Annotated in this window: 23 protein-coding genes; 21 read left to right on the top strand and 2 right to left on the bottom strand. The window is 31.8% G+C overall.

Annotated features, from left to right (window positions below):
• The 19 genes from ACIQ0D_RS04270 to ACIQ0D_RS04180 form a co-directional block, all read left to right on the top strand.
• Positions 1-177: DegT/DnrJ/EryC1/StrS family aminotransferase (locus ACIQ0D_RS04270; RefSeq protein WP_395803326.1), on the top strand; the 177-nt coding region annotated here is incomplete at its 5' end.
• Positions 178-179: 2 nt separating this feature from the next.
• Positions 180-755 carry an acyltransferase gene (locus ACIQ0D_RS04265; protein WP_395803325.1) on the top strand — a complete coding sequence of 192 codons (576 nt, stop codon included), beginning with the start codon at positions 180-182 and terminating at the stop codon, positions 753-755.
• 2 nt (positions 756-757) lie between these two features.
• Positions 758-1,792: a Gfo/Idh/MocA family protein gene (locus tag ACIQ0D_RS04260; protein ID WP_395803324.1), complete on the top strand. Its 1,035-nt coding sequence runs from the start codon at positions 758-760 to the stop codon at positions 1,790-1,792.
• Positions 1,793-1,798: 6 nt separating this feature from the next.
• A complete protein-coding gene (locus ACIQ0D_RS04255; RefSeq protein ID WP_395803323.1) occupies positions 1,799-3,046 on the top strand; it encodes a lipopolysaccharide biosynthesis protein in 1,248 nt (415 codons plus the stop codon).
• Entirely contained in the window at positions 3,047-4,366 is a 1,320-nt protein-coding gene (locus ACIQ0D_RS04250; RefSeq protein WP_395803322.1) for a hypothetical protein, read from the top strand.
• Positions 4,338-5,402, top strand: a complete 1,065-nt coding sequence (gene wecB, locus ACIQ0D_RS04245; RefSeq protein ID WP_395803321.1) for a non-hydrolyzing UDP-N-acetylglucosamine 2-epimerase — start codon at positions 4,338-4,340, stop codon at positions 5,400-5,402. Before ACIQ0D_RS04250 ends, wecB (ACIQ0D_RS04245) begins: the two co-directional genes overlap by 29 nt.
• Positions 5,403-5,406: 4 nt before the next feature.
• Complete coding sequence (locus ACIQ0D_RS04240; RefSeq protein WP_395803320.1) at positions 5,407-6,600, top strand: glycosyltransferase family 4 protein; 1,194 nt, start codon at positions 5,407-5,409, stop codon at positions 6,598-6,600.
• A complete protein-coding gene (locus tag ACIQ0D_RS04235) occupies positions 6,597-7,706 on the top strand; it encodes a glycosyltransferase family 4 protein (protein ID WP_395803319.1) in 1,110 nt (369 codons plus the stop codon). The genes ACIQ0D_RS04240 and ACIQ0D_RS04235 overlap by 4 nt, the downstream gene beginning before the upstream one ends.
• The gene (locus ACIQ0D_RS04230; RefSeq protein WP_395803318.1) at positions 7,706-8,683 is read left to right on the top strand and encodes an NAD-dependent epimerase/dehydratase family protein; all 978 of its coding nucleotides are present in this window, start codon (positions 7,706-7,708) and stop codon (positions 8,681-8,683) included. The genes ACIQ0D_RS04235 and ACIQ0D_RS04230 overlap by 1 nt, the downstream gene beginning before the upstream one ends.
• Positions 8,664-9,386 carry an FkbM family methyltransferase gene (locus tag ACIQ0D_RS04225; RefSeq protein ID WP_395803317.1) on the top strand — a complete coding sequence of 241 codons (723 nt, stop codon included), beginning with the start codon at positions 8,664-8,666 and terminating at the stop codon, positions 9,384-9,386. Before ACIQ0D_RS04230 ends, ACIQ0D_RS04225 begins: the two co-directional genes overlap by 20 nt.
• A gap of 550 nt (positions 9,387-9,936) precedes the next feature.
• Entirely contained in the window at positions 9,937-11,079 is a 1,143-nt protein-coding gene (locus ACIQ0D_RS04220) for an N-acetyl sugar amidotransferase (RefSeq protein ID WP_395803316.1), read from the top strand.
• Positions 11,076-11,690 carry an imidazole glycerol phosphate synthase subunit HisH gene (gene hisH, locus ACIQ0D_RS04215; protein WP_395803315.1) on the top strand — a complete coding sequence of 205 codons (615 nt, stop codon included), beginning with the start codon at positions 11,076-11,078 and terminating at the stop codon, positions 11,688-11,690. Before ACIQ0D_RS04220 ends, hisH begins: the two co-directional genes overlap by 4 nt.
• Positions 11,691-11,692: 2 nt before the next feature.
• Positions 11,693-12,460 carry an AglZ/HisF2 family acetamidino modification protein gene (locus ACIQ0D_RS04210; RefSeq protein ID WP_395803314.1) on the top strand — a complete coding sequence of 256 codons (768 nt, stop codon included), beginning with the start codon at positions 11,693-11,695 and terminating at the stop codon, positions 12,458-12,460.
• 2 nt (positions 12,461-12,462) lie between these two features.
• Positions 12,463-13,494, top strand: coding sequence for a polysaccharide biosynthesis protein (locus tag ACIQ0D_RS04205; RefSeq protein ID WP_395803313.1), 1,032 nt, complete (start codon positions 12,463-12,465; stop codon positions 13,492-13,494).
• Positions 13,495-13,503: 9 nt separating this feature from the next.
• Complete coding sequence (locus ACIQ0D_RS04200) at positions 13,504-14,628, top strand: NAD-dependent epimerase/dehydratase family protein (RefSeq protein WP_395803312.1); 1,125 nt, start codon at positions 13,504-13,506, stop codon at positions 14,626-14,628.
• Positions 14,629-14,658: 30 nt separating this feature from the next.
• Positions 14,659-15,792 (top strand): non-hydrolyzing UDP-N-acetylglucosamine 2-epimerase, encoded by a 1,134-nt coding sequence (gene wecB / locus ACIQ0D_RS04195; RefSeq protein ID WP_395803311.1) that lies wholly within the window; start codon positions 14,659-14,661, stop codon positions 15,790-15,792.
• 12 nt (positions 15,793-15,804) lie between these two features.
• Entirely contained in the window at positions 15,805-16,980 is a 1,176-nt protein-coding gene (locus tag ACIQ0D_RS04190) for a glycosyltransferase family 4 protein (protein WP_395803310.1), read from the top strand.
• A 5-nt stretch (positions 16,981-16,985) separates the two neighbouring features.
• The gene (locus ACIQ0D_RS04185) at positions 16,986-17,882 is read left to right on the top strand and encodes an NAD-dependent epimerase/dehydratase family protein (RefSeq protein ID WP_395803309.1); all 897 of its coding nucleotides are present in this window, start codon (positions 16,986-16,988) and stop codon (positions 17,880-17,882) included.
• 1 nt (position 17,883) lies between these two features.
• On the top strand, positions 17,884-18,435 hold the full coding sequence (locus tag ACIQ0D_RS04180; RefSeq protein WP_395803308.1) for a sugar transferase: 552 nt from the start codon (positions 17,884-17,886) through the stop codon (positions 18,433-18,435).
• A gap of 690 nt (positions 18,436-19,125) precedes the next feature.
• On the opposite strand, the gene ACIQ0D_RS04175 is transcribed toward ACIQ0D_RS04180, so the two are convergent.
• On the bottom strand, positions 19,126-19,428 hold the full coding sequence (locus ACIQ0D_RS04175; RefSeq protein WP_395803307.1) for a hypothetical protein: 303 nt from the start codon (positions 19,426-19,428) through the stop codon (positions 19,126-19,128).
• Positions 19,429-19,884: 456 nt separating this feature from the next.
• Complete coding sequence (locus tag ACIQ0D_RS04170) at positions 19,885-21,048, bottom strand: Fic family protein (protein WP_395803306.1); 1,164 nt, start codon at positions 21,046-21,048, stop codon at positions 19,885-19,887.
• 555 nt (positions 21,049-21,603) lie between these two features.
• Here ACIQ0D_RS04170 and ACIQ0D_RS04165 point away from each other — a divergent pair.
• Positions 21,604-22,242: a hypothetical protein gene (locus ACIQ0D_RS04165; protein WP_395803305.1), complete on the top strand. Its 639-nt coding sequence runs from the start codon at positions 21,604-21,606 to the stop codon at positions 22,240-22,242.
• Complete coding sequence (locus ACIQ0D_RS04160; protein WP_395803304.1) at positions 22,239-23,093, top strand: nucleotidyl transferase AbiEii/AbiGii toxin family protein; 855 nt, start codon at positions 22,239-22,241, stop codon at positions 23,091-23,093. Before ACIQ0D_RS04165 ends, ACIQ0D_RS04160 begins: the two co-directional genes overlap by 4 nt.
• Positions 23,094-23,364: the final 271 nt, after the last annotated feature.

Raw genomic sequence — 23,364 nt, 5'->3', positions numbered from 1 at the left:
TACCCACTTCCGCTCTATAAGCAGGAGGCATTTCAGCAATTTGTTTCAAGTGATTTTGTGTTACCCACTTCTGAAGAACTATGTGATCAAGTATTGTCATTACCGATTCATACGGAAATGAATAGTGATCATATGAATTTTATTTGTGATAGTGTCAAATCATTTTTTAATAAATAGATATGGAAGGTTTTTACGCACATGAAACCGCATTAGTGGATGAAGGCTGTACAATTGGTAAGGATACAAAAATCTGGCATTTTTCTCATGTCATGTCCAATTGTAAAATTGGTGAAAAATGTAACATCGGACAAAATGTAGTTGTTTCTCCAGGTGTTATTCTTGGGGATAATGTTAAAGTACAAAATAATGTATCAATTTATACAGGAGTAATTTGTGATGACGATGTTTTTCTTGGACCATCAATGGTTTTTACCAATGTGATTAATCCTAGAAGCGCAATTAATAGAAGAGATCAATATTCAAAAACGCATGTGGGTAAGGGAGCAAGTATTGGAGCAAATGCAACAATAGTCTGTGGTCATGATATAGGAGAGTATGCTTTTATTGGAGCAGGTGCTGTAGTTACCAAAACAATAGCACCTTATGCCTTAGTTGTGGGGAATCCAGCCAAACAAATAGGATGGGTAGGTGAATACGGACATCGTTTAGAATTTGGAGACAATGGAATTGCAGTTTGCCATGAGAGCAAACAAGAATATAAATTAGATGATAATTTAGTTATTAGAGTAAAATAGATATGAGCAAAATTAAATTTGCAGTTGTAGGCTGTGGTCATATTGGTAAACGTCATGCGAGTATGATTTTGGGCAATGATGATTTTGAATTAGTTGCCTTGTGCGATACTAAACCTAAGGAAGAATTAGGTTTGGAGAATTTTACAGGCGCTCGTATTTTTAATTCGTTGGATGCTATGGTTCAATCTGGCATTATGATCGATGCCGTTGCAATTGCATCTCCAAATGGATTCCACCAAGAACAAGCATTACAAGTTTTAGAGAATAACTGGCATGTGGTGGTAGAAAAACCAATGGCTCTGACTAAAGTTGGATGTGAGCAAATTATTTTTAAAGCGTTACAAAAGCATAAGCAAGTATTTTGCGTTATGCAAAATAGATATTCACCACCCTCTGTATGGCTTAAAGAGATTTTGGAACAAGGTATCCTAGGCAAGATTTTTATGGTGCAAATTAATTGCTATTGGAACCGCGACGATCGCTATTATAAACCAGATTCTAAAACAGGAAAGCCAACATCTTGGCATGGAACTAAAGATTTAGATGGTGGGACTTTGTTTACCCAATTTTCTCACTTTATTGATCTGATGTATTGGTATTTTGGAGATGTAACCAATATAACTGCCAAATTAAATGATTTTGTTCATCAGAAAAGCACTGATTTTGAAGATTCTGGTTTTGTTTCATTTGATTTTGTTGAAGGAGGAATGGGAAGTCTAAATTACTCTACTGCTATTTGGGATAAAAACTTAGAAAGTTCAATAACGATAGTAGCTGAGAACGGTTCGGTTAAGGTAGGTGGACAGTATATGAATGAAGTAGAATATTGCCACATTAAAGATTATGTAATGCCAGTTTTGGCAGAGAGCAACCCACCTAATGACTATGGACCTTATAAAGGATCAGCGGCCAACCACCATTATATTTACGAAAATATTTCTAATGTCATAAAAGGTAAAGAGAGTATTACAACTAATGCCCTTGAAGGAATGAAAGTGGTTGATATTATTGAAAGGATTTATAGTTTAGGTAAATAGTAGATATTGAAATTCATAAAAAAAGCTGTAAATAATCAATTTTTAAGAAATGTTTCCTCCTTAGCAATTGGTACAATAATAAGTCAAATAGTAGTTATTTTGGCTTCGCCGCTCCTAACACGATTTTATTCAGTAGAGGCGTTTGGTTTATTATCGTTGTTCACAAGTTGCATGGTTATATTTGGTGTTTTTACAACTGGACGCTATGAGTTCGCATTAGGATTGCCAGAAAAAGATGATAAAGCCAAAATTATATTTAGACTAATAACTCTTATTGGTTCTATTACTTCAATAGTTTGTTTATTTATAGTATTTATTTTAAGAGAGATAGTTGATTATAAAGGCTTGTCGGGTTTATTTGAAACGAGATGGATTTATTTAGCCCCTATTTATTCTTTTTGTATTTCTCTTTATTCAGGATTATTATATTGGAATCAAAGAGGTAAATATTATAAAAGAATAACTATTGCAAATGCTCTTCAAGTAATAACGACAACGATATTTAGTTTAATTTTCGGTTTTTTCTTTTTTTTTGAAGAGGGAATGTTATTATCTTTAGTAATAGGAGTTATCGCAAGTTCTGTTTTTTTATTGAGAAAGTTTAGTTTTCAAGATATTAGTTTTAATGAAATTAAAAAGATAGCTATCGAATACATATCGTTTCCTAAATATATGATACTATCTGATCTTTCATTGACCATAAGTCAGCAATTTGTACCGATCATATTTTCAAGTCTTTATACTACCACAATAGTTGGATTTTATTCATTAGCTAATAGAATGATTAGACTTCCAAACATTATAATAACAAGTTCAATTGCAAGTGTATTTCGAAATGAAGCGATTGATGAAATTAGAATTAAAGGAAATTGTAAAGAATTATATATCTCTACCCTTAAAAAATTAATTTTAATTTCAGTACCAATATATTTATTTGTATTTTTTTCTTCACCATTTTTATTTTCACTTTTTTTTGGTGAAAAATGGATTGTAGCAGGTAAAATTGCAAGAATTCTATCTATTGTATTAATGTTTGAATTTATTGTAATTCCTTTAAATAGTTTATTTTATATAAAAAACAAGCAAAAAATATATTTGAGAATCCAATTTTTAAACATGATTTTCGGGATCATGGCTTTATTTTCTGGTTTTTATTATTTCAATAATTTTTATTATTCAATAATTTTTTTCTCTACAACAAATCTTATATTTTATTCTATTTTGTTTAATTTTTCCTATAAATATTCAAAATAGATGTTTTTAAATATTTTTTCTAACAAAGTTAGTCATCTTATTATTGCCTTTATATATTCTTATTTATTTTACAGAGGTTATTTAGATTTTTTATATCCAACTTTTGAATATATGGGATATGGAATAATCGAGAACAGATTTAATAATGAATTTTTATTTTTTTTATCTTTAATAATTTCAATTATACCTATAAACTTTTTCAAAGGGATTAATCAGATTTCAAGTTTCCTTTGCGTTTTTATCTATTATATTTTATATGTTCCAATAATTATAACTTATTTTTTTGATTTAGAAGGAAGTGATTTGTATTTGGTCTATCAACAATTATTATTCATGTCTGGAATGATTTTATTAATTCTTGCAGATAGAATTAAAATTAAAAAAAGTATTGTGATAAATTCTAATATTGATATACTTAAAATTTTGTTTATTAGTACTATAACTATAGTTTTATATATTGTTATAGTCTATAATAAAAATTTGAAATTTGTTTCATTTGAAGATGTTTATGAACAAAGATCTTCAAATCAAGATTTCGGAAAAAGTAATCTATTAGGGTATTTTTTTGCATGGTTATCAAACGCATTAATCCCAATTCTATTAGCGTATGGTCTTTTTTCAAAGAGAAATTTTTTTTTCATCATTGGAACTTTTGCAAGTGTAATTGTATATATGGCAACAGCCGCTAAAAGTGTTTTGACATTTCCAGTAGTTATTTTTGTTATTTATTTTGTGTTGAAACGTAAAAATTTAAATTTATCACTTCCATTTATAGGGATTATTTTTTCTTTTATTTTTATAATTATTATCAATCTAGAATTTAATGTTTTATCATCACTTTTTATGATGCGAACTGTTGGCAATGGTGGTAGTTTGACTAAGCATTATCATGATTTTTTTATAGATAACCCTCATACATATTATTCTCACATTAATATAATTAATTTTTTTACTAGGTCTTATCCATATAATGAGGACGCTTTAGGACAAGTTGTTGGTAAAGAATATTGGAGTGATGACATGAATGCAAATGCAAATTTTTGGGCAACTGATGGTATAGCGGCATTAGGTGATTTGGGTATCCTTTTTTCAAGTTTTTTACTCTTTATTGTTTTTATCATCTTTAATAATATTTCAAGAAATTACAATAAACTTTTCTTAGTACTAATATTAATTCCATATTTATTTTCTCTACTTAATACATCCCTATTTTCATCAATTTTAACAGGGGGTGCGTTCATAGTGTTCTTTTTTTTATCATTTAAGTCAATCAAAAATAATAATTTTATAAATGAAAATAGTTACAATATTAGGAGCTAGACCCCAATTTGTTAAGGCTGCAGTAGTAAGTAGAGCTTTTAAAGAATCTAACATAATTACTGAAATCATTATACATACAGGTCAACATTTTGACAGAGAAATGTCTGACGTATTTTTTGAAGAAATGGATATTCCTTTACCTAATTATTTCTTGGGTATAAATGGAAAATCACATGCCGCAATGACTGGCCAAATGATGGAAAAAATTGAGGAAATATTAATTGTTGAGAATCCAAAGTATGTTCTAGTTTATGGTGATACTAATTCTACATTAGCGGGTGCAATTGCGTGTAAAAAATTGAATATTAAATTAATACATATTGAAGCTGGACTAAGATCATTTAACAATAAAATGCCAGAAGAGATTAACAGAATAGTAACAGATAGAATAAGTGACTTGCTTTTTTGTCCAACAGAGACTGCAATGAAAAATTTAAATAATGAAGGAATTAATAATTCATTATATTTTAATGTTGGTGATGTAATGCAAGATGCTGTTTTATATTATTCTTCAAAGGCCTTAAAACCTTCAATAGAAATAGAATCTAATTATATTTTATGTACAATTCATAGAGCAGAAAATACTGATGATGATGAAAAGCTTTCTAACATTTTGAAATCATTAGAGACGATTTCAAAAGGCAAACAAATTATTTTACCCTTGCATCCACGAACAAAGAATAAAATAGTAGAATTAGGTTATATATTTAATGAGAAAAACATTCTCGTTATTCCACCAGTAGGATATTTAGAAATGGTATATCTATTAAAAAATTGTGATCTTGTAATGACTGATAGTGGTGGTTTACAAAAAGAAGCATATATGTTTAATAAGCTTTGTATTACTCTTAGAGATGAAACCGAATGGGTTGAGTTAATTGAGAGTGGTAATAACATATTGGCTGGCAGTGACTACAATAAAATAGTAGATACATATCAGTATTTTACAAGCAATACAGATTTAGATTTTCATACCTTATATGGAAATGGTGTCGCAGCCCAGTTAATTACCCAAATAATTATAAAATTTAATTGATAGTATGATTTTTGTACATGTAGAAGATTTTTTCCATCCAAATGCGGGCTATCAGTTGAATTTACTGTCGAAGCTCCAAGTTGAGCAAGGACATAAAGTAATAATTATTACTTCTGAACTCCATAAAGTTCCTAGTTTTTTGACTGCCTTTTTTGGAAAAATAAACATAGATGAAAAAGATAAAATTTTTACAGAAAGGACAGGAGTAAAGATTATTAGATTTCCTCTATTTGGGTTTTATAGTGGCAGATCAATTTTTAAATTTGGATTACATAAATTAATAAAGTCTTTAAAACCAGATGTTTTGTTTATACATGGTGAAGATACGTTAACTGGAATAAAATTACTTCTTGATTACAAAAACATTAAAATTCCATTTGTTTTAGATTGTCACATGCTTGAAATGGCATCTGTAAATAAATTAAAAAATATTTTTAGATTTTTTTTCAGAAAGGTAATCACCCCTATTATTTTAAAAAACAATATACCTTTAATTCGAGTAGTTAATTCTGACTTTGTTGAGAAACATTATTCGATTCCTTTAAGTAAAACTAAGTTATTGTCATTTGGAACTGATACAGGTTTTTATAAACCCAATGAATTAATTAAACTTGAGTTTAAGAGGAAAAATCAATTAAAAGAAGATGATTTTATTGTAATATATGCAGGTAAACTCGATATATATAAGGGGGGTATATTTTTTGCTCAATCTTTAAAAAAGAAAATCGAGTTAAAAGATAGAAATATAATATTTATAATAATTGGTACAAACTCAAAGGATGAGTATGGTTTAAATGTTGAAAAAATATTGGATAAATCGGAAAACAAAATTATAAGATTTCCAACTCAAACCTATTTTGACTTGGCTAGTTTTTATCAATGTGCAGATATAGCGGTTTTTCCAAAACAATGCAGTATGAGTTATTATGAAGTTCAATCTTGTGGATTGCCTGTTGTTTTAGAAGAGAATGAAATAAATATTGATAGAGTTAGTAATAAAAAAGGTTTTTTGTTTTCCGAGAATAATGAAGAAGAATTTAGAAATGCAATAATTAAATTTGGAAATATGCAAATTGATGAATTTAATTTATTTCAAAAAAATTCACGAAATAATATTTTACAGAATTACGATTATTCATCTATAGCAAAAGAATTTTCAAAGGTTATGATAAATGAATATAATAGATTTCACAAATGAAAATTTTATTTATTGCGCCAATTCCACCTCCTATAAACGGTCAATCAAAAGCAAGTAAAGTATTATTAGATAAATTACAAAAAGACCAGCACGAAATAACTATTGTTAATCTTAGTAAAAGTAGTTTAAAGAATGGCTTTAATTCTTTAAGTAGAGTTTTTGATATTTTCAATATTTTAATTCAAGTATTTAAAAAGAGGAACGGTAATGAAATAATATATCTGTCTTTAGCTGAATCATTTTTTGGCAATTTAAGAGATTTATTTATTTATGGAATTTGTTATAAAAGTCGCCGTAAGATATTTGTTCATATGCTTGGAGGTGCTGGAATGAAAGAAATATTGAGTGGTAATGGAATTCAGAAAAAATTAAATGTATTTTTCATCAAAAATATAGGTGGAGTTATCATAGAAGGGCCTGTAAATTTTCAAACTTTTTCGAAAATTATTCCTGACAAAAAAATATTTATTGTTCCTAATTTTGCCGAAGATTTTTTATTGGTTAGTGATGAGGAAATCAATAAAAAGTTTTCAAATACAAATATTATTCAAATTTTGTATTTAAGTAATTTAATACCAGGTAAAGGGTATAATGAGTTAGCTGATGGGTATATTAGTTTAGATGAAAATTTAAAATCGCAAGTTAATATCACATTTGTTGGAGGGTTTGAGTCTCAAGCAAGTGAAAATGGATTCTTATTCAAAATAAAAAAACATAATGGGCTGAATTACATTGGTAAATTTATAGATAGTGATAAGAAAAGAGTATTGTACTGTAAGTCACATTTGTTTTGTTTGCCAACCTATTATCCATTTGAGGGACAGCCTATCAGTATATTGGAAGCATATGCAACAGGTTGTGTAGTATTAACAACTGGTCATAGTGGTATACCTTATATTTTCACCGATAAAATAAATGGTTTTTTGGTAGAGAGAAAATCCCACTTATCGATAAGAGAAGTAATTGAAAATATTATAAAGAATAAAAGTATTTTGAGAGATATTGCTATTAATAACCGTGATGAAGCTCACGAAAAATATCGCACATCAATTTATCAAATTGCAATATCTGAAATTTTCAAAAACTTTCTTAAAAATAATCATTAATGGAAAAATCAGTTGCTTTAATAGGAGGTGGTGGGTTTATTGGAACTAATCTGGCAAATTTCTTTATAGAAAAAGGTTATAATGTTTTGATAATTGGAAGAAGCCTAGATGAAGGAACAGAAACCGATAATGGTAAAACGTACAAAGCTAACATTGATGTTAATAATACATTAAAACTGGTTGATGCTTTAAACGGTTATGATAATGTTATTTGGTTGGTTAGTGACTTAGTCCCTAGTGCTTCTATGGATAGATTAGTAGATGATTTCAATTTTAATGTTTCTCCTTTAATAAATTTTCTGGGATCTATAGATAAACTAAATGATCTAAAACGCTTTGTTTTTATGTCATCTGGTGGTACAATATATGGTGATTCACCGAATCATATTCTGTTAAACGAGGATTTTCATAAAAATCCAATTTCGGCATATGGCTTATCAAAAATTATTTCTGAAAATTATATTAACTTTATTTCAAAAAGATCGTCTTTTGAAAGCATTATTTTAAGGCCATCAAATGTTTATGGAAATCATCAAAATTTAAAAAAACCACAGGGCATTGTTGGTTATGCTTTTAATGCCTTGCTTAACAACAAATCAATTGATTTATATGATGAAGGCATGGTAGTGCGTGATTTTATTCATGTTTTGGATTTAGCAGAAGCGGTAAAATGTTGTATAGAAAACCAACATGAGGGGGGTAGAGTAGAAACTTATAATGTTGGTAGTCAGGAAGGTTATACAATAAGAACTATATTAGATTTGATAAGCGAAATTTCAAGTAAAAATATAAAAACGATATCTAAACCCGCGAGATCTTTTGATTGTGCCTATAACGTACTCGATATTACTAAAATTAATACTGAATTTGGGTGGGAACCTAAAATTAAACTTAAGGAGGGTTTAGAGCAGGTCTGGATTTGTGCTAAATCTGAATTACAAAATGACAAAACAAATTATGCTCCAGAAAATATATAAACAAATTAAAAAGCAAATTAAAAATGCAGCTTTCCAGTTGACAGGAAGATTCAGTCATTTAAAAATTGGAATAAAATGCAATCATATATGGTACGGCAATGATTATGGGGGGTTTTATGTGTGTCCGGATTTGTTAAACAAGGAATCTGTTGTTTATTCCTTTGGTATAGGCGAAGATATTTCATTCGATAAAGCAATAATAGACAAACATAATTGCAATGTTCACGGATTTGATCCAACTCCAAAATCAATTAAATGGGTGAGTTCTCAAAATCAAATCCCTAATTTTCATTTTTACGCTTATGGTTTGGATTCCAAATCGGGCGCTGTTGATTTTTTTATGCCCTTTAACGATAATCATGTTTCGGGTAGTCTAGTAATACAGAATAATGTATCTGAGCAAAAAAAAGTCATTGTTGAAATGAAATCTTTATTTGATATAACGAATTCTTTAAAGCATAACCATATTGATATTGTTAAAATGGACATCGAAGGTTCAGAGTATGAAGTTCTTGATAGTATTTTCGAAGCCAACATATCCATAAATCAATTTCTTGTTGAATTTCACGAGCGCTTTTTTGAAAATGGGAAAGAAAAGTCCATACAATTCATAAACAGAATGAAAAAGCATGGTTTTGAAATTTTTGCAATTTCGGATTCTTATGAGGAGCTTTCTTTTATCAATAAAAAATTCTGTAGCTAAGGATTTCTTTAAATTATCAATTTGAAAATCTTACAAGTTCATACTAAATACCAAATTTTCGAATATGAAGATATAACTTTTTTTCAGGAACAAGAGTTGCTACCTAAAGACAATGAAGTAGAAATGTTATACTTTCAAAATAAAAGATAAATTAGATAGGTATTTCAGTTTTTTAGTTCAATATGAAATATCTATTCATCGTTTACGCTTAAAAATAAAATTAAAGAATTTAAACCTGACGTAATTCATATTCACAATTGGTATTTTGCTTCAGGTCCTATAATAAATCGAACATGCAATACATATTAAGTTCCCGTAGTATTAACTTTACAAAACTTTCGTTTATTATGTCCTTCTTCAATATTGCTCGATGAAAATAAACTGTTAACAGATAGTCTAAGTAGAAATTTTCCTTGGAAAGCGATACAAAATAAAGTTTATCGTAATTCAACTCTTCAAATATTCTGGTTGGCATTTGTAGTTTGGATTCATAAGAAAACAGGAACCTGGCAAAAAGTTGACAATTACATTATAATAAAATCATAAGCTGATGACTATTAAAACCTATCAAATTTGTACTAAAACCATTATGGATACTTCAGATCCTACAATCGTTTTCGATGATAATGGGATATCTGATTATTACCATAATTACCATAATAATATTTTGCCAAATTGGCATCCTGACGAGAAAGGTAATGCTGAGTTGATGAAGATGGCTGAAAAAATAAAGAAAGAAGGAAAAGGAAAAGATTTCGATTGCATAATTGGTTTAAGTGGTGGATTAGATAGCTCATTTGTTGCTTATTTAGCAAAGGAGGTAATGGGTTTAAGGCCTTTGTTATTTCATGTTGATGCAGGATGGAATACACAACAGGCTGTTAACAATATTGAGAAATTAGTTAATGGACTTGGATTGGATTTATATACCGAGGTTATTAATTGGGAGGAAATGAAAGACCTTCATGTTGCACTATTAAAATCACAAATTGCAGATCAAGATTTACCTCAGGATTACGCATTTTTTTCTTCTTTGTACAAATTTGCAAGGAAGAAAAAAATTAAGTATGTTGTAACAGGCTCCAATATATCAACGGAATGTTGTAGAGAACCTAGGGAGTGGGGTGGATCTATTGGTATTGACACGACACTTATTAAAGATATACATGCTAAATTTGGAACTAGGCCATTGAAAACCTTTCCACTTGTTGATATTTTAACATATAAAATTTTTTATCGTTATGTTTTAGGAATGCAAGTTTTTAAGCCATTGGATCTCTTTCCTTTTTATAAAGATTCTGCTGAAGATCTTTTATTTAAAAAATTTGGATGGGAGAAATTTCAACATAAGCATCATGAATCACGCTTTACCAGATTCTACGAAGATTACTGGATGCCAAGAAAATTTGGTTATGAAAAAAGGAGAGCTCACTTTTCAAGTTTGATTTTAACTAATCAAATGACAAGAGATGAAGCATTAGAAAGAATTTCTAAACCAGAATTGGATGAATTTACGTTGAAGCAGGAGTTTGAATATGTTGCTAACAAATTGGATTTGACAGTTGAGGAATTGCAGGAAATCTTTGAAGGGCCAAATAAAACTTTCAAAGATTATAGGAATAAACAGCACATTGTAAATTTAGGGGCGGTTATTATGACCAAGCTTGGGTTAGAAAAAAGATTGTTTAGATGATCACAATAATAGATTATGGTGTAGGTAATATTAATGCTTTTGTTAATGTTTATAAAAGGTTAAATATTCCAACCCGAATTGCTAAGGAAGCTGGCGATTTAATTGATGTTGAAAAATTAATTTTGCCGGGTGTAGGTCATTTTGATCATGCGATGTCTGAATTGACTAATTCAGGGATGTTGGTTAAATTAAATGAGTTGGTTTTAGAAAAAAAAGTTCCGGTGATAGGAATTTGTGTAGGAATGCAAATGATGGCAAATTCAAGTGATGAGGGCACTTTTGAAGGCTTGAAATGGATTGATGCAAGTGTTAAAAAATTTGATGAAACCAAGATAAAACAGGTTACTCGTTTACCTCACATGGGTTGGAATGATGTTACTCCAGTTATTAAAAGTCCATTGTTTGAAGGTTTAGAAAAAGATGCACTATTTTATTTTTTACATTCTTATTATTTTGAATGTAAAAATTCAGAGGACGTCCTTGCAGTTTCAGAGTATGGTGATAAGTTTACTTGTGCAGCATGTTACGAGAATATATACGGTATTCAATTTCATCCTGAGAAAAGCCATAAACATGGAGAAACTTTACTAGCTAATTTTGCAAAATTATAAACATGTTAAGACCTAGAATAATTCCTAGTCTTTTAGTTCAAGACAATGGGTTGGTAAAAACTGTGAATTTTAGAAATCCCAAGTATGTAGGAGACCCTATAAATGCGGTAAGAATTTTTAATGATAAGGGCGTGGATGAGTTGGCGATATTTGATATCGATGCAACTGTATTACGAAGAGAGCCAAATTATAGCCTTATTGAGCGATTAGCAAGCCAGTCGATGATGCCATTATGCTATGGCGGAGGCGTTAAGACTGTAGCACAGGCACAGCGTATTTTTAGCCTTGGTATCGAAAAGATAGCATTAAGTTCTGCTGTTTTGGAAAACCCTTTATTAATTACCGAAATATCTGAACGAGTAGGCTCTCAAAGTGTTATAGTAGTACTAGATGTTAAGAAGAAATTACTTGGGGGGTATGAGATATATACTCATAATGGTAAAAAAGCAACAGGTATTAATCCAATAATATTTGCCGAAAAGGCTCAAAGATTAGGAGCAGGTGAAATCGTCATTAATTCAATCGATAAAGACGGTTTAATGAAGGGATATGATCTTGATTTAATTGATAAAGTGAGAGAAAAGATTACGGTTCCAATGACAGTTTTAGGTGGTGCTGGATCATTAGAAGATATGGAAAAAGTTATTGATAAACATGGGGTTATAGGTGTTGCTGCTGGAAGCTTATTTGTTTTCAAGGGGCCTTATAAAGCAGTATTAATCAATTATCCTACACAATTACAAAAAAACAAGATCTTCAAAATTAATTAATAGTGGAAATACAAAACAAGATTCTTTTAATTACAGGTGGTACAGGGTCTTTCGGGAATGCTGTGTTACAACGATTTCTGTACACTTCACATTTTAGTGAAATTCGTATTTTTTCTAGGGATGAAAAAAAACAGGATGACATGCGTAATTCATTAAAGAATGACAAACTTAAATTTTATATTGGTGACGTACGGGACTATAATAGCGTTAATCAAGCTATGCAGGGTGTCGATTATGTGTTCCATGCCGCAGCATTGAAACAAGTACCCTCCTGTGAATTTTTTCCTTTAGAAGCAACAAAGACTAATGTTTTTGGAACTCAAAATGTAATTGATGCAGCTGTAGCAAATAAAGTCTTGAAAGTTATTTGTCTTAGTACAGATAAAGCAGCTTATCCCATTAATGCAATGGGTATTTCTAAAGCTTTAATGGAAAAAGTTGCAATTGCAGCATCAAGAAATATTAATAATGGCTCTACTACGGTTTGTTTGACTAGATACGGCAATGTAATGGGTTCGAGAGGTTCCGTTATTCCATTATTTATCAATCAAATAAGAAATAATCAGCCAATTACAATTACTGATCCAAAAATGACGCGGTTTTTGATGTCATTAGAGGAAGCAGTTGAATTAGTATTATTTGCTTTTGAGTATGGGAATCAGGGCGATTTATTTGTTAATAAAGCTCCAGCAGGTACCATTGGAGACCTTGCCGAGGCTGTTAAAAAATTGCTTAAGGCTGATAATGAAGTGAAAATCATTGGGACTCGCCACGGTGAAAAACTTTATGAAACACTTTGTACCAGAGAAGAAATGGTTAAAGCTGAAGATATGGGTGATTTTTATAGAATACCTGCTGATAATCGAGATTTAAATTATGCTCAATATTTTTCTGAAGGAGAGAAGGATGTCTCTCTAATTGAAGATTATCATTCTCACAATACAGAGCAATGTGACGTAGATGGAATGGTCCAATTACTATTGAAATTGGATTTTGTTCAGGATGAGTTAAATCGGCAAATAGCAACTCTTTAATAATATTAAATGTCAAAGAAAAGAGTTGGTATAACCGGTCAGCAAGGTTTTATTGGGCAAGCACTTTTTAATACTCTTGGTCTGTATCCAGATGAATTTGAGCGAATTCAATTTGAGCGAGATTTCTTCGAGGATCAAGCTAAACTAGAAAAGTTCGTTAGTGAGTGTGATGTGATTGTTCACCTTGCTGCGATGAATAGGCATCATGATCCAGAGGTCATTTTTGAGACTAATATTTCATTAGCTCAAAAATTAATAAATGCTTTAGAAAAATCTAAAAGTAAAGCACATGTACTTTTCTCTTCATCTTCCCAAGAAGAAAGAGATAATTTGTACGGAAAGAGTAAAAGAGAGGGAAGAGAATTATTATCTAACTGGGCCAGTAAATCGGAAGCCTTGTTTACTGGAATGATTATCCCAAATGTTTTTGGTCCCTTTGGCAATCCATATTATAATTCATTTATTGCTACCTTTTCTCATCAATTAACACATGGGGAACAACCCAAAATTGATGTAGATGGGCAAGTAAAATTGATTTATGTACATGAATTAATTGACGTTTTTTTACAAGAAATTAGATCCAAGACAGGAAAATCTTTATTGAATATTCCACATAGCTCTGAGCATAAAGTTTCTGAAATTTTGGAAATATTAGAAAGGTATAAAGTTCAATATTTTGCCAATGGAATCATTCCTGAATTAAATAGTCCATTTGAAGTTAATCTTTTTAACACCTTCCGTTCTTACATCAATCATAAAAATCATTTTCCAGTTAAGTATGTAAAAAATACAGATCCAAGAGGCTCTTTTGTGGAAATTATTAGATTGAACGTTGGTGGACAGGTATCTTTTTCTACAACTGTACCAGGAATAACAAGAGGAAATCATTACCATACCCGCAAAATTGAACGTTTCTCAGTAATAAAAGGAAAAGCTTTAATACAATTAAGAAAAATTGGCACTTCGGAAGTTTTAGATTTTTATTTGGATGGGGATGAACCATCTTATGTGGATATGCCTATTTGGTATACTCATAATATTAAGAATATAGGAGAAGAAGAACTTTATACTAATTTTTGGATCAATGAGTTTTATGATGCGAATGATCCAGACACATATTTTGAAATTGTTTAAATCTATAAAGCAGATAAAGTTGTTAAAAAGATGAAATTAAAAGTAATGACAGTCGTGGGAACCCGACCAGAAATCATAAGGTTGTCACGAGTCTTAGCCGCATTAGATAGATCTGAAGCAATAGAACATATAATTGTGCATTCAGGGCAGAATTATGACTATGAACTTAATCAGATTTTTTTTGAAGACTTGGGGATAAGAAAACCTGATTATTTTCTGAATGCCGCTGGTGCGACTGCTATTGAAACAGTGGGTCAGATTTTAATAAAGATAGATCCATTGCTTGAATCTGTTCAGCCAGATGCCTTTTTGGTGCTAGGTGATACTAATAGTTGTCTGTGTGCTATACCAGCTAAAAAACGTCATATTCCTATTTTTCATATGGAAGCAGGGAATAGATGCTTTGATCAACGAGTACCAGAGGAAACAAATAGAAAGATTGTTGACCATATTAGTGACGTTAATTTAACCTACAGTGATATTGCTCGTGAATATTTATTGAGAGAGGGTTTACCTGCTGACAGGATTATTAAAACTGGCTCTCCAATGTTTGAGGTGCTAAATCACTATATGGCTCAAATTGAAGCGTCAGATGTTCTAAATAGGTTGGATCTAGAAGAAGGAAAATTTTTTGTGGTTTCTTCGCATCGTGAAGAAAATATCAACAATGAGAGTAACTTTACTAGACTGATGGAGTGTTTTAATCTTATCGCAGATAAATATAATTTTCCGGTTATTGTTAGTACTCATCCTCGCACACGTAATATGATTGAGAAGAGGAAAATTGAGATGAATCCTAAAGTTAAGTTTTTGAAACCACTTGGATTTAATGATTATAATGCATTGCAAATGAAGTCTTTTGCGGTGTTATCTGACAGTGGTACTATTTCTGAAGAGTCATCGATATTAAACTTTAGAGCATTAAATTTACGAGAAGCACATGAAAGACCTGAAGCTATGGAGGAAGCCTCGGTTATGATGGTAGGAAATAATCCAGAGAGAGTTATGCAATGTCTAGTGCAACTTGAACAACAACAGACGGGTAAGCAAAGAAACTTTAGGCTGGTTACTGATTACTCAGTGCCAAACGTTTCAGAAAAAGTAGTTCGAATAATTTTGAGCTACACTGATTATATAAAAAGAGTTGTTTGGAGTGAAGAATAATCAATAGATATTGTGGATTGGATTATTTCTGAGGTGTTTTACCCTGATGAGGTTTCAACAGCCAAAATTCTTACTGATATTGCTTTAAAAAAATCGCAAGAAAACAGAGTTAGCGTGATTTGCGGTCCAGCAGGATACGAGCAATCATATATAAGCCGAAGTGAACAATTTAATAACGAAATTAAAATACATAGGGTTAGTCTACCACAGTTAAATAAAAATAAAATTTATCAAAGAATCCTAAGACTTTTAATTCTTACTTTAAAAATGACTTGGACAGTACTTTTAAAAGTAAAAAAAGGAGACAATATTTTTTTAACAACCAATCCTACCTTCTTAGTAATACCAATCGCCATTCTAAAAAAAATCAAAGGCTATACTGTGGAAATTCTTGTGCATGATATATTTCCTGAGAATTTGGTCCCTGCAGGACTTATTAGAAAGAATGGTCTTAAATATAAGTTTTTAAGTAAAGTTTATAATTCTTCTTACCAAAATGTAGATAGAGTTATTGTTTTAGGTGAAGATATGAGACAACTAATGTCGAATAAAATAAATCCTAAGATGAATAAGATAGATATTATACCTAATTGGTCAGATAGTGATATTCAACCAGTGAAAAATTTCGATATTTCAGGATATTTGGGATTCGATATTAAAGATAAGATAGTATTTGGCTTCGCAGGAAATTTGGGCAGACTTCAAGGAATTTTGGAATTAATAGATTTGTTTATAATGGCCAACAACAATAATATAATTTTGGTTATTATAGGTGATGGAGCTTTAAGATCAGTAATTCAAGAGAAAATTATAACTGAAGGGCTACATAATATTTATTATCTGGGTCCAAAACCAAGAAATGAACAGAATTTATTTCTGAATGCTTGTCATATTGGTGTGGTAACTTTGATAAGCGGTATGAAGGGTTTGGGTGTCCCTTCTAAAACGTATAATCTAATGGCTGCAGGTAAACCTCTTTTTTATGTTGGCGATGATGGCTCAGAAATAGACAATTATGTGAAGTATTATGAATGTGGATGGTCTTTTTCTTGGAGAGAAAATGAGAAGATTTTGTCCGCATTAAGGCACATCTCATCAAAGACCTTTCCTGATATTCAACAGAAAGGGGAAAGATCTAAAATAGCTTCGGTAAATTACACCAAGGAAAAAATATTAAATTTATTCTAAACATAATGATTTGTCTGTTAACAGGGGGAACTGGTTTTCTGGGTTATTTTATTTCGAAAGCAATATCTGAAAACAATATACTTGTCACTCTATCAAGAAACATTGGACAATATTCAATTTGTTTAGATCAAAAAGTGCCTGTTTTCTCTGAAAAATTTGACTTAGTTATCCACGCCGCTGGTAAAGCACATTCAGTTCCCACTACCTCACTAGAGAGACAAGCTTTTTTTGATGTTAATTTCAAAGGAACTCAAAATTTATTGCAGGGTTTAGAAGAATCCCAATCATTACCTAAAGCATTTATTTTTATTAGTAGTGTTGCCGTTTACGGAAGAGAAAACGGAATCAATATTTCTGAAGATGCTCCTTTATTAGCTAAAGACCCCTATGGCTTAAGTAAAATCCAAGCAGAACAGTTAGTGTTAGATTGGTGTAAAAAGCACAATGTTATTTGTACTATTTTACGTCTTCCATTATTGGCAGGTCAAAATCCACCCGGTAATTTAGGAGCCATGATTAAAGGTATTCAAAAGGGTTACTATTTTAATATTGCTGGGGGTAGAGCAAAAAAAAGTATGGTTTTAGCAGAAGATGTAGCTAGATCTATTCTAAAAGTTGCAGAGATTGGTGGAATTTATAATTTAACGGATGGCTGTCATCCTTCATTCGTAGAACTTTCCAATCATATTTCTATTCAATTAGGTAAAGGAAAACCGATGAATATGCCATTATGGTTGGCAAGGATTATTGCAAAATTTGGAGATTTATTAGGTAGTAAAGCGCCTCTAAATACGAATAAACTTAAGAAAATTATCTCAGATCTTACTTTTGATGATAGTAAGGCTAGGGAGGCTTTTGGATGGAATCCAACTCCTGTTTTAGAAGGGTTTAAAATTAACTAAAATGCTCAATAGACTTTTCGCTATAATCCTCTTAATAATCCTGTCGCCATTATTTTTACTAGTGGCTATTTCTATTTTTATAGAAGATGGTATGCCTATATTTTTCAAGCAGAAAAGAGTAGGGATAAATTATACCTTCTTCAACATCTATAAGTTTAGAAGCATGAAGAAGAATACCCCGAATGTTGCTACCCATTTATTAGAGAACCCGGGTCAATATTTATTGAAAATTGGAGGTTTATTGCGGAAATTGAGCTTAGATGAATTGCCTAATTTGATAAATATTATTAATGGAGAAATGGTATTTGTGGGTCCGAGGCCAGCATTGTATAACCAGGATGATTTAATGGCATTGCGCGTAGCGGCAGGGGTGGATAAATTGAAGCCAGGGATTACGGGCTGGGCGCAGATAAATGGTAGGGATGAGATTTCTATAGAGGAGAAGGTGGGATTGGAGAAGGAGTATCTGGAGAGGAAGAGTTTTTGGTTTGATGTAGAGATATTGTTTAAAACCTTTACTAGTGTGATTAGGGTTAAGGGTGTTGCGCATTAGAAGGTTTTTTATTTTTTTGATTGAAGACCAGAGCTGAGGAGCTCTGGTTTTTTTGTTTTTTGTCATTGCGAGGTACGAAGCAATCTCTTGCTATGATTGTCCTGAATTAAGTTGAGGATAAAAATATCCTCATTTTATTTAGGCTTCAAAAGAAAGAATATTCAATTTCGTTTTTTAATTAATAACATTATTGTAGTATGAATGACATTCCCGCTCATAGCCGCGGAGGCCTAGTCCTTTTTCTGTAGGAAAAAAGTACCCAAACCCCACCGCTGCGTCTGATGCTATGAAAGGCAGTGCTTGGGCAGGGTAAATCATTGCCGCACCAGCCAATGCGGAAGAGAGGTAGGGAAAAGACAGTGCTGGCAATCCTGCTAAATAATGAGGTTAGATTTTAATAGCAATATTTTTATAAAATAAATACAAACGTATAGGAATTTAGTCGTTATGCTTTTTCCCCAGCAGCTGTAAAACAAAAGGCAAAAGAGGGCCTTGAGCGTTTGGGCGGGGCATTGTTTTACCCTTCAGTAAAACGCAGCCCGTGCGCTTTTGGCTTTTGTGTGTGGTGGGTTTGAGCCAGCTGCCTTGGTGGAAAAAATAGGCTTTTGTTTCTTTTGGCCTTCAAAAGAAAGAGTATTCAATTTTGTTTTGTTCTTAACAGCATGATTGTGGTGAAATGGACATTTCCGCTCATAGCCGCGGGGGCCTTTCCTTTTTCTGTAGGAAAAAAGTACCAAGCCGAGGCCCTTCGCCGAAACCATGAGAGCCTTTAAAAAACAACAAATAAATTCGAATAAACCCCACCGCTGCGTCTGATGCTATGAAAGGTTGTGCTTTGGCAGGGTAAATCATTTCCGCACCAGCCGAGGCGGAATGACGGTGTGGTTGAGACAGTGCTTTTATTCCTGCTAAATAATTTCGTTTTTCTTCATGAATGAAATTTTCACGTCCAACGTCAAACCACTGCCGCGTCATCTCGAACATGCCAGTCAAAACGGATTTTTATGGAAGGAGTGCGGCATGTAGACCATTAATCGAGTTCAAGGTGACATGATAAGGTAAATTAACGTCGATTGTACTTGGGTTTAGCCGTTTTGTATGACAACTTGTGATTGTGGTAAAGACACGTTTACGAGTGTGTTGGGGTTAAAGGGGTGGCGCATTGATGGGGGAAGAACTGGAGGAACGAATTAGGGGAAGAATTGGAAAAATCAAGCTTGCATTTTGCGGGCTTTTTTTGTTTTTGGAGAATCTTACAAAAAACTGAAATTTATAGGCAAGTCTGAAACTAAAAGTATATATCAAATAAAGAGTCTTTCCGATAATTTGCAATTAATTATTTTTACTTTAGGTATAATTATTATAATTGGATTTTCAGACAAAACCGCTACAATTCGGGTATGTATGGATGATTTTGTAAGGGGTATAAAGCAGTTGGTGGCAAGCATTTTATAGCTCGTCACGAATAGGCAGAAACCCCATATCTCCTAATGACTTAATTATGCTTCTAAGCAAATAATTATTATCAAACCTAAGTACATACTTTCTGCTTCCATCTTTTTCAGGAATAAGCATTTTATTATCAATCATTTTTTTTAGTTCCCTAGACACTTGGGCATCTGATTTGCCTTTAAAATGCACTTTGACATCTGACGCTTGAATGACTTGTTGGTCAACGACTTTTCTCAAAACTTTAGACTCAACATCAGTAATGTACTTTCTTTCTAATGAATGACTTATAGCGGGAAGAAGAATTTCCTTTCGTAGAAAATTGTAATCTAACAATTTGTCAATTTTTTCAATTTCATCTTTCAATCCTTTCAATACATACTCAATCCAAGCTATTAAGCCCACATCTGTTCCTTTATCTGCTTCAGACAAATAATTGTAATAATCATTGCGATTACTACAAAACACAGCAGTTGGGTTAATAATTCGACCAACATTTACATTGAAACCTGCTTTTACAAGCATTGCATAAGTAAATAGACGAACGGTTCTACCATTTCCATTTCCAAATGGATGTATCCAAACAAAACGATGATGTGCAATGGCTGTTTTTAACAAATCATACTTAGGGCTATCTTCTTTATTCACAAAGGCAAGTAATTCATTCATATAATCTTCCAGTGTCAACCATTCTGGCGGTATATGTAATGATTTATTGATTTTCAAATTTACTTTACGGTAATCACCAGGTGAAGTATCTCCTTCTCCATCAGGAGGTGGTAACAGACCATCAACGATTTGTTTGTGCATCTCACTTAAAAACGCTCTGTTGATAGGATAGTCATTGATATTTTCTTCTATAAATGCCATTGCCCTTTCAATATTTTGTATTTCCCTGATGCTTTGTGGAACTACTTTGTTATCCGCCAATTTTGTTTCAATGTATTCGGCAATAGTTGTGTTATTTCCTTCAATTCTTGCCGACCCTATACTTTCAAGCGTATGAAAAATATGTTTTAATTGAAAAAACACCTTTGGATGAGTAGAGCCACCCATTTGCTTTTTTCGGAGGTAATCTAATTCAATTATCAAATCTGTAAGAGATGAACCAAATGTGGGTTCTATCAACTTCAAATCATAATGAGTAAATTTAGCTTCTGACATTTTAAACTTTTATTTAATACAATTGACAACTACCGTAACAACAATTGACAATTTATCAACACTAACCATTAGTTATCAACACATTGCAAATATAAAACATTTACAAACAATTGACTTTTTAATTTTAAACATTTGCAATTTACATAAAAATCAATTGCATAAAACATTAAATTCATGCTCCGAAATTATGCCAGCTACCAACATATAAGGACTAAACCGCAGCGTAGAGCAATAAAGCTTCGGTTTTAGTCTGATGTTTGACAGTAGCGTAGCAAGCCTTTAGTCTGGTTTGTTATCGGTTTTCAAAAAATTATTTGTTTCCGCAACGATATTCATTCCAATTCGTTTTGAATTTTTTTTTTTCAGCGTCCATTTTGCCTTTGGTGGCATGTATCGTCCTAAAGAATTTTGCTTTTTTGATTGGGGTAAATGATGATTTTTTAATAATACCATGTTCTACCCTTTTTCCGAATTAACATGCTATATTTTACATAAAATGTTAAAATTTATAATTTAATTCGGAAAATTTCCGAATTCTATTCATATATTTGACAAATGAATATCGAAATGAATTTGTCAAAGTATAGTGATCAACCTATTAGCACATCCTTACTTCTTGGATTGCTAAAGGGCTATAGTCGACCCTATGACAAAATCATGGAAATGGTGAATCAAGGAATTATTGTTCAACTTAGAAGAGGGTTATATTTGACTACCTCTTTGGTAAGCCCAAAAACTCCCGAACCGTTTCTAATAGCAAATCATTTATATGGACCAAGTTATGTATCACTTGATTCAGCCCTGTTTCAATGGGGATTGATTCCCGAGCGAGTTTTTGAGATTTCAAGCGTAACGCCTAAAATATCTAAAAGATTTATGGCCCAAAATGTAGTCTACAGTTTCACCCATTTGCCTATAGCCTATTATCCACTGGGCATTCAGTCATTACCCTTAACTGAGAATCAGACGGTGTTAATTGCTAGCCCTGAAAAAGCGCTCTGCGATAAAGTGATTACAACATCTGGAGTAAATCTCAGGAGCAAGAATCAAGCAATGGCTTTTTTATTAGAGGATTTACGTATAGAGAAAGATCAACTTCGTGAGCTGAACTTGCGTGAGATGGTGAAATGGTTGCCTGTATGTCCCAAAAGAAGTAGTATTAAGATATTAGTTGAATCAATTGCAGGATTATGATAAAGGATTGGATTGAATCATACAAGCCGAAGAATATTCAAGAAACGGAACAGGCATTGCGAGAAATAATGCAAGAGATTACTCTTGCAGGGTTATACAGAGGTAATTTCTATAAACATGCCGCATTTTATGGCGGTACAGCACTTAGAATTTTTCATGGCTTGAATCGGTTTTCAGAAGATTTAGATTTTTCATTATTAGAAAAGGGTGCTGAATTTGAATTAGAGCCATTTTTTAATGCTGTAGTAGAGGAGTTTAATGCGCTTGGGATGCATATATCTTTAAAGCATAAAACAAAGTTGAACATATCTAATATAGATTCTGCTTTTTTGAAGTCAGAAACACTGTGGAGTGAGTTAATATTTGAAAGTACTATTCCTCAAATTAAATTACCATCAAAGCCTAGTATAAAGATTAAAATTGAGGTAGATACAGATCCGCCACTCAATTTTGAAACAGAAAATTTATTACTTACAAAACCGTTTTCATTTTATGTTAACTGTTTTACCTTACCAAATTTGTTTGCAGGCAAAATGCATGCGTTACTTTTTCGTAAGTGGAAGAATAGAGTCAAAGGAAGAGACTGGTATGATATGGAATGGTATATTAAAAATGGTGTAGAGCTTAATTTAAAACATTTTTGCCAAAGAGCAACTGAGAGTGGAGATTGGTCAGAAGAAACGATTTCAAAAAATCAATTATTGGAATTGTTACATGCAAAAATCAATACTACCAAAATCGAGAACGTGAAAGAAGACGTAATCAGATTTATTCAGAATCCTAATGAATTAGATATTTGGTCTCAGGATTATTTTAATAAAATTATAAAGAATCTTAAAGTTCAAGAATAGTTATTTGTTTTTTACTAAAAGATAAATATACCATCGTTTCATTTCGAACATGCCAATCTAAATGTGTTATTTACGATGAGTGTGAGGCATGGAGAAATCTCATTCTGCGAGCTCGGATTGTCAAATGATAAGATTCCTCGTCGTACCTCCGTCGGAATGATGGGGTGTGTTTTTTGTCATTGCGAGGTAGGAAGCAATCTCTTGATGTGATTTTGATGGATTGCTTCGCTGCGCTCGCAATGACATGGGGGGTTGCAATGAAAAGGAGAGC

Source organism: Daejeonella sp. (genome assembly GCF_044342615.1).
Lineage (GTDB): Bacteria > Bacteroidota > Bacteroidia > Sphingobacteriales > Sphingobacteriaceae > Daejeonella.
Note: the sequence above shows the minus strand (reverse complement) of the source record. Positions and strands in the feature narration are given on the sequence as shown.

What these genes read in the sequence shown, in the direction of transcription:
- ACIQ0D_RS04265 (WP_395803325.1), top strand. Translation starts at nt 180, where the DNA reads ATGGAAGGTTTTTACGCACATGAAACCGCATTAGTGGATGAAGGCTGT.
- ACIQ0D_RS04260 (WP_395803324.1), top strand. Translation starts at nt 758, where the DNA reads ATGAGCAAAATTAAATTTGCAGTTGTAGGCTGTGGTCATATTGGTAAA.
- ACIQ0D_RS04250 (WP_395803322.1), top strand. Translation starts at nt 3,047, where the DNA reads ATGTTTTTAAATATTTTTTCTAACAAAGTTAGTCATCTTATTATTGCC.
- wecB (WP_395803321.1), top strand. Translation starts at nt 4,338, where the DNA reads ATGAAAATAGTTACAATATTAGGAGCTAGACCCCAATTTGTTAAGGCT.
- ACIQ0D_RS04240 (WP_395803320.1), top strand. Translation starts at nt 5,407, where the DNA reads ATGATTTTTGTACATGTAGAAGATTTTTTCCATCCAAATGCGGGCTAT.
- ACIQ0D_RS04235 (WP_395803319.1), top strand. Translation starts at nt 6,597, where the DNA reads ATGAAAATTTTATTTATTGCGCCAATTCCACCTCCTATAAACGGTCAA.
- ACIQ0D_RS04230 (WP_395803318.1), top strand. Translation starts at nt 7,706, where the DNA reads ATGGAAAAATCAGTTGCTTTAATAGGAGGTGGTGGGTTTATTGGAACT.
- ACIQ0D_RS04225 (WP_395803317.1), top strand. Translation starts at nt 8,664, where the DNA reads ATGCTCCAGAAAATATATAAACAAATTAAAAAGCAAATTAAAAATGCA.
- ACIQ0D_RS04220 (WP_395803316.1), top strand. Translation starts at nt 9,937, where the DNA reads ATGACTATTAAAACCTATCAAATTTGTACTAAAACCATTATGGATACT.
- hisH (WP_395803315.1), top strand. Translation starts at nt 11,076, where the DNA reads ATGATCACAATAATAGATTATGGTGTAGGTAATATTAATGCTTTTGTT.
- ACIQ0D_RS04210 (WP_395803314.1), top strand. Translation starts at nt 11,693, where the DNA reads ATGTTAAGACCTAGAATAATTCCTAGTCTTTTAGTTCAAGACAATGGG.
- ACIQ0D_RS04200 (WP_395803312.1), top strand. Translation starts at nt 13,504, where the DNA reads ATGTCAAAGAAAAGAGTTGGTATAACCGGTCAGCAAGGTTTTATTGGG.
- wecB (WP_395803311.1), top strand. Translation starts at nt 14,659, where the DNA reads ATGAAATTAAAAGTAATGACAGTCGTGGGAACCCGACCAGAAATCATA.
- ACIQ0D_RS04185 (WP_395803309.1), top strand. Translation starts at nt 16,986, where the DNA reads ATGATTTGTCTGTTAACAGGGGGAACTGGTTTTCTGGGTTATTTTATT.
- ACIQ0D_RS04180 (WP_395803308.1), top strand. Translation starts at nt 17,884, where the DNA reads ATGCTCAATAGACTTTTCGCTATAATCCTCTTAATAATCCTGTCGCCA.
- ACIQ0D_RS04170 (WP_395803306.1), bottom strand. Translation starts at nt 21,048, where the DNA reads ATGTCAGAAGCTAAATTTACTCATTATGATTTGAAGTTGATAGAACCC.
- ACIQ0D_RS04165 (WP_395803305.1), top strand. Translation starts at nt 21,604, where the DNA reads ATGAATATCGAAATGAATTTGTCAAAGTATAGTGATCAACCTATTAGC.
- ACIQ0D_RS04160 (WP_395803304.1), top strand. Translation starts at nt 22,239, where the DNA reads ATGATAAAGGATTGGATTGAATCATACAAGCCGAAGAATATTCAAGAA.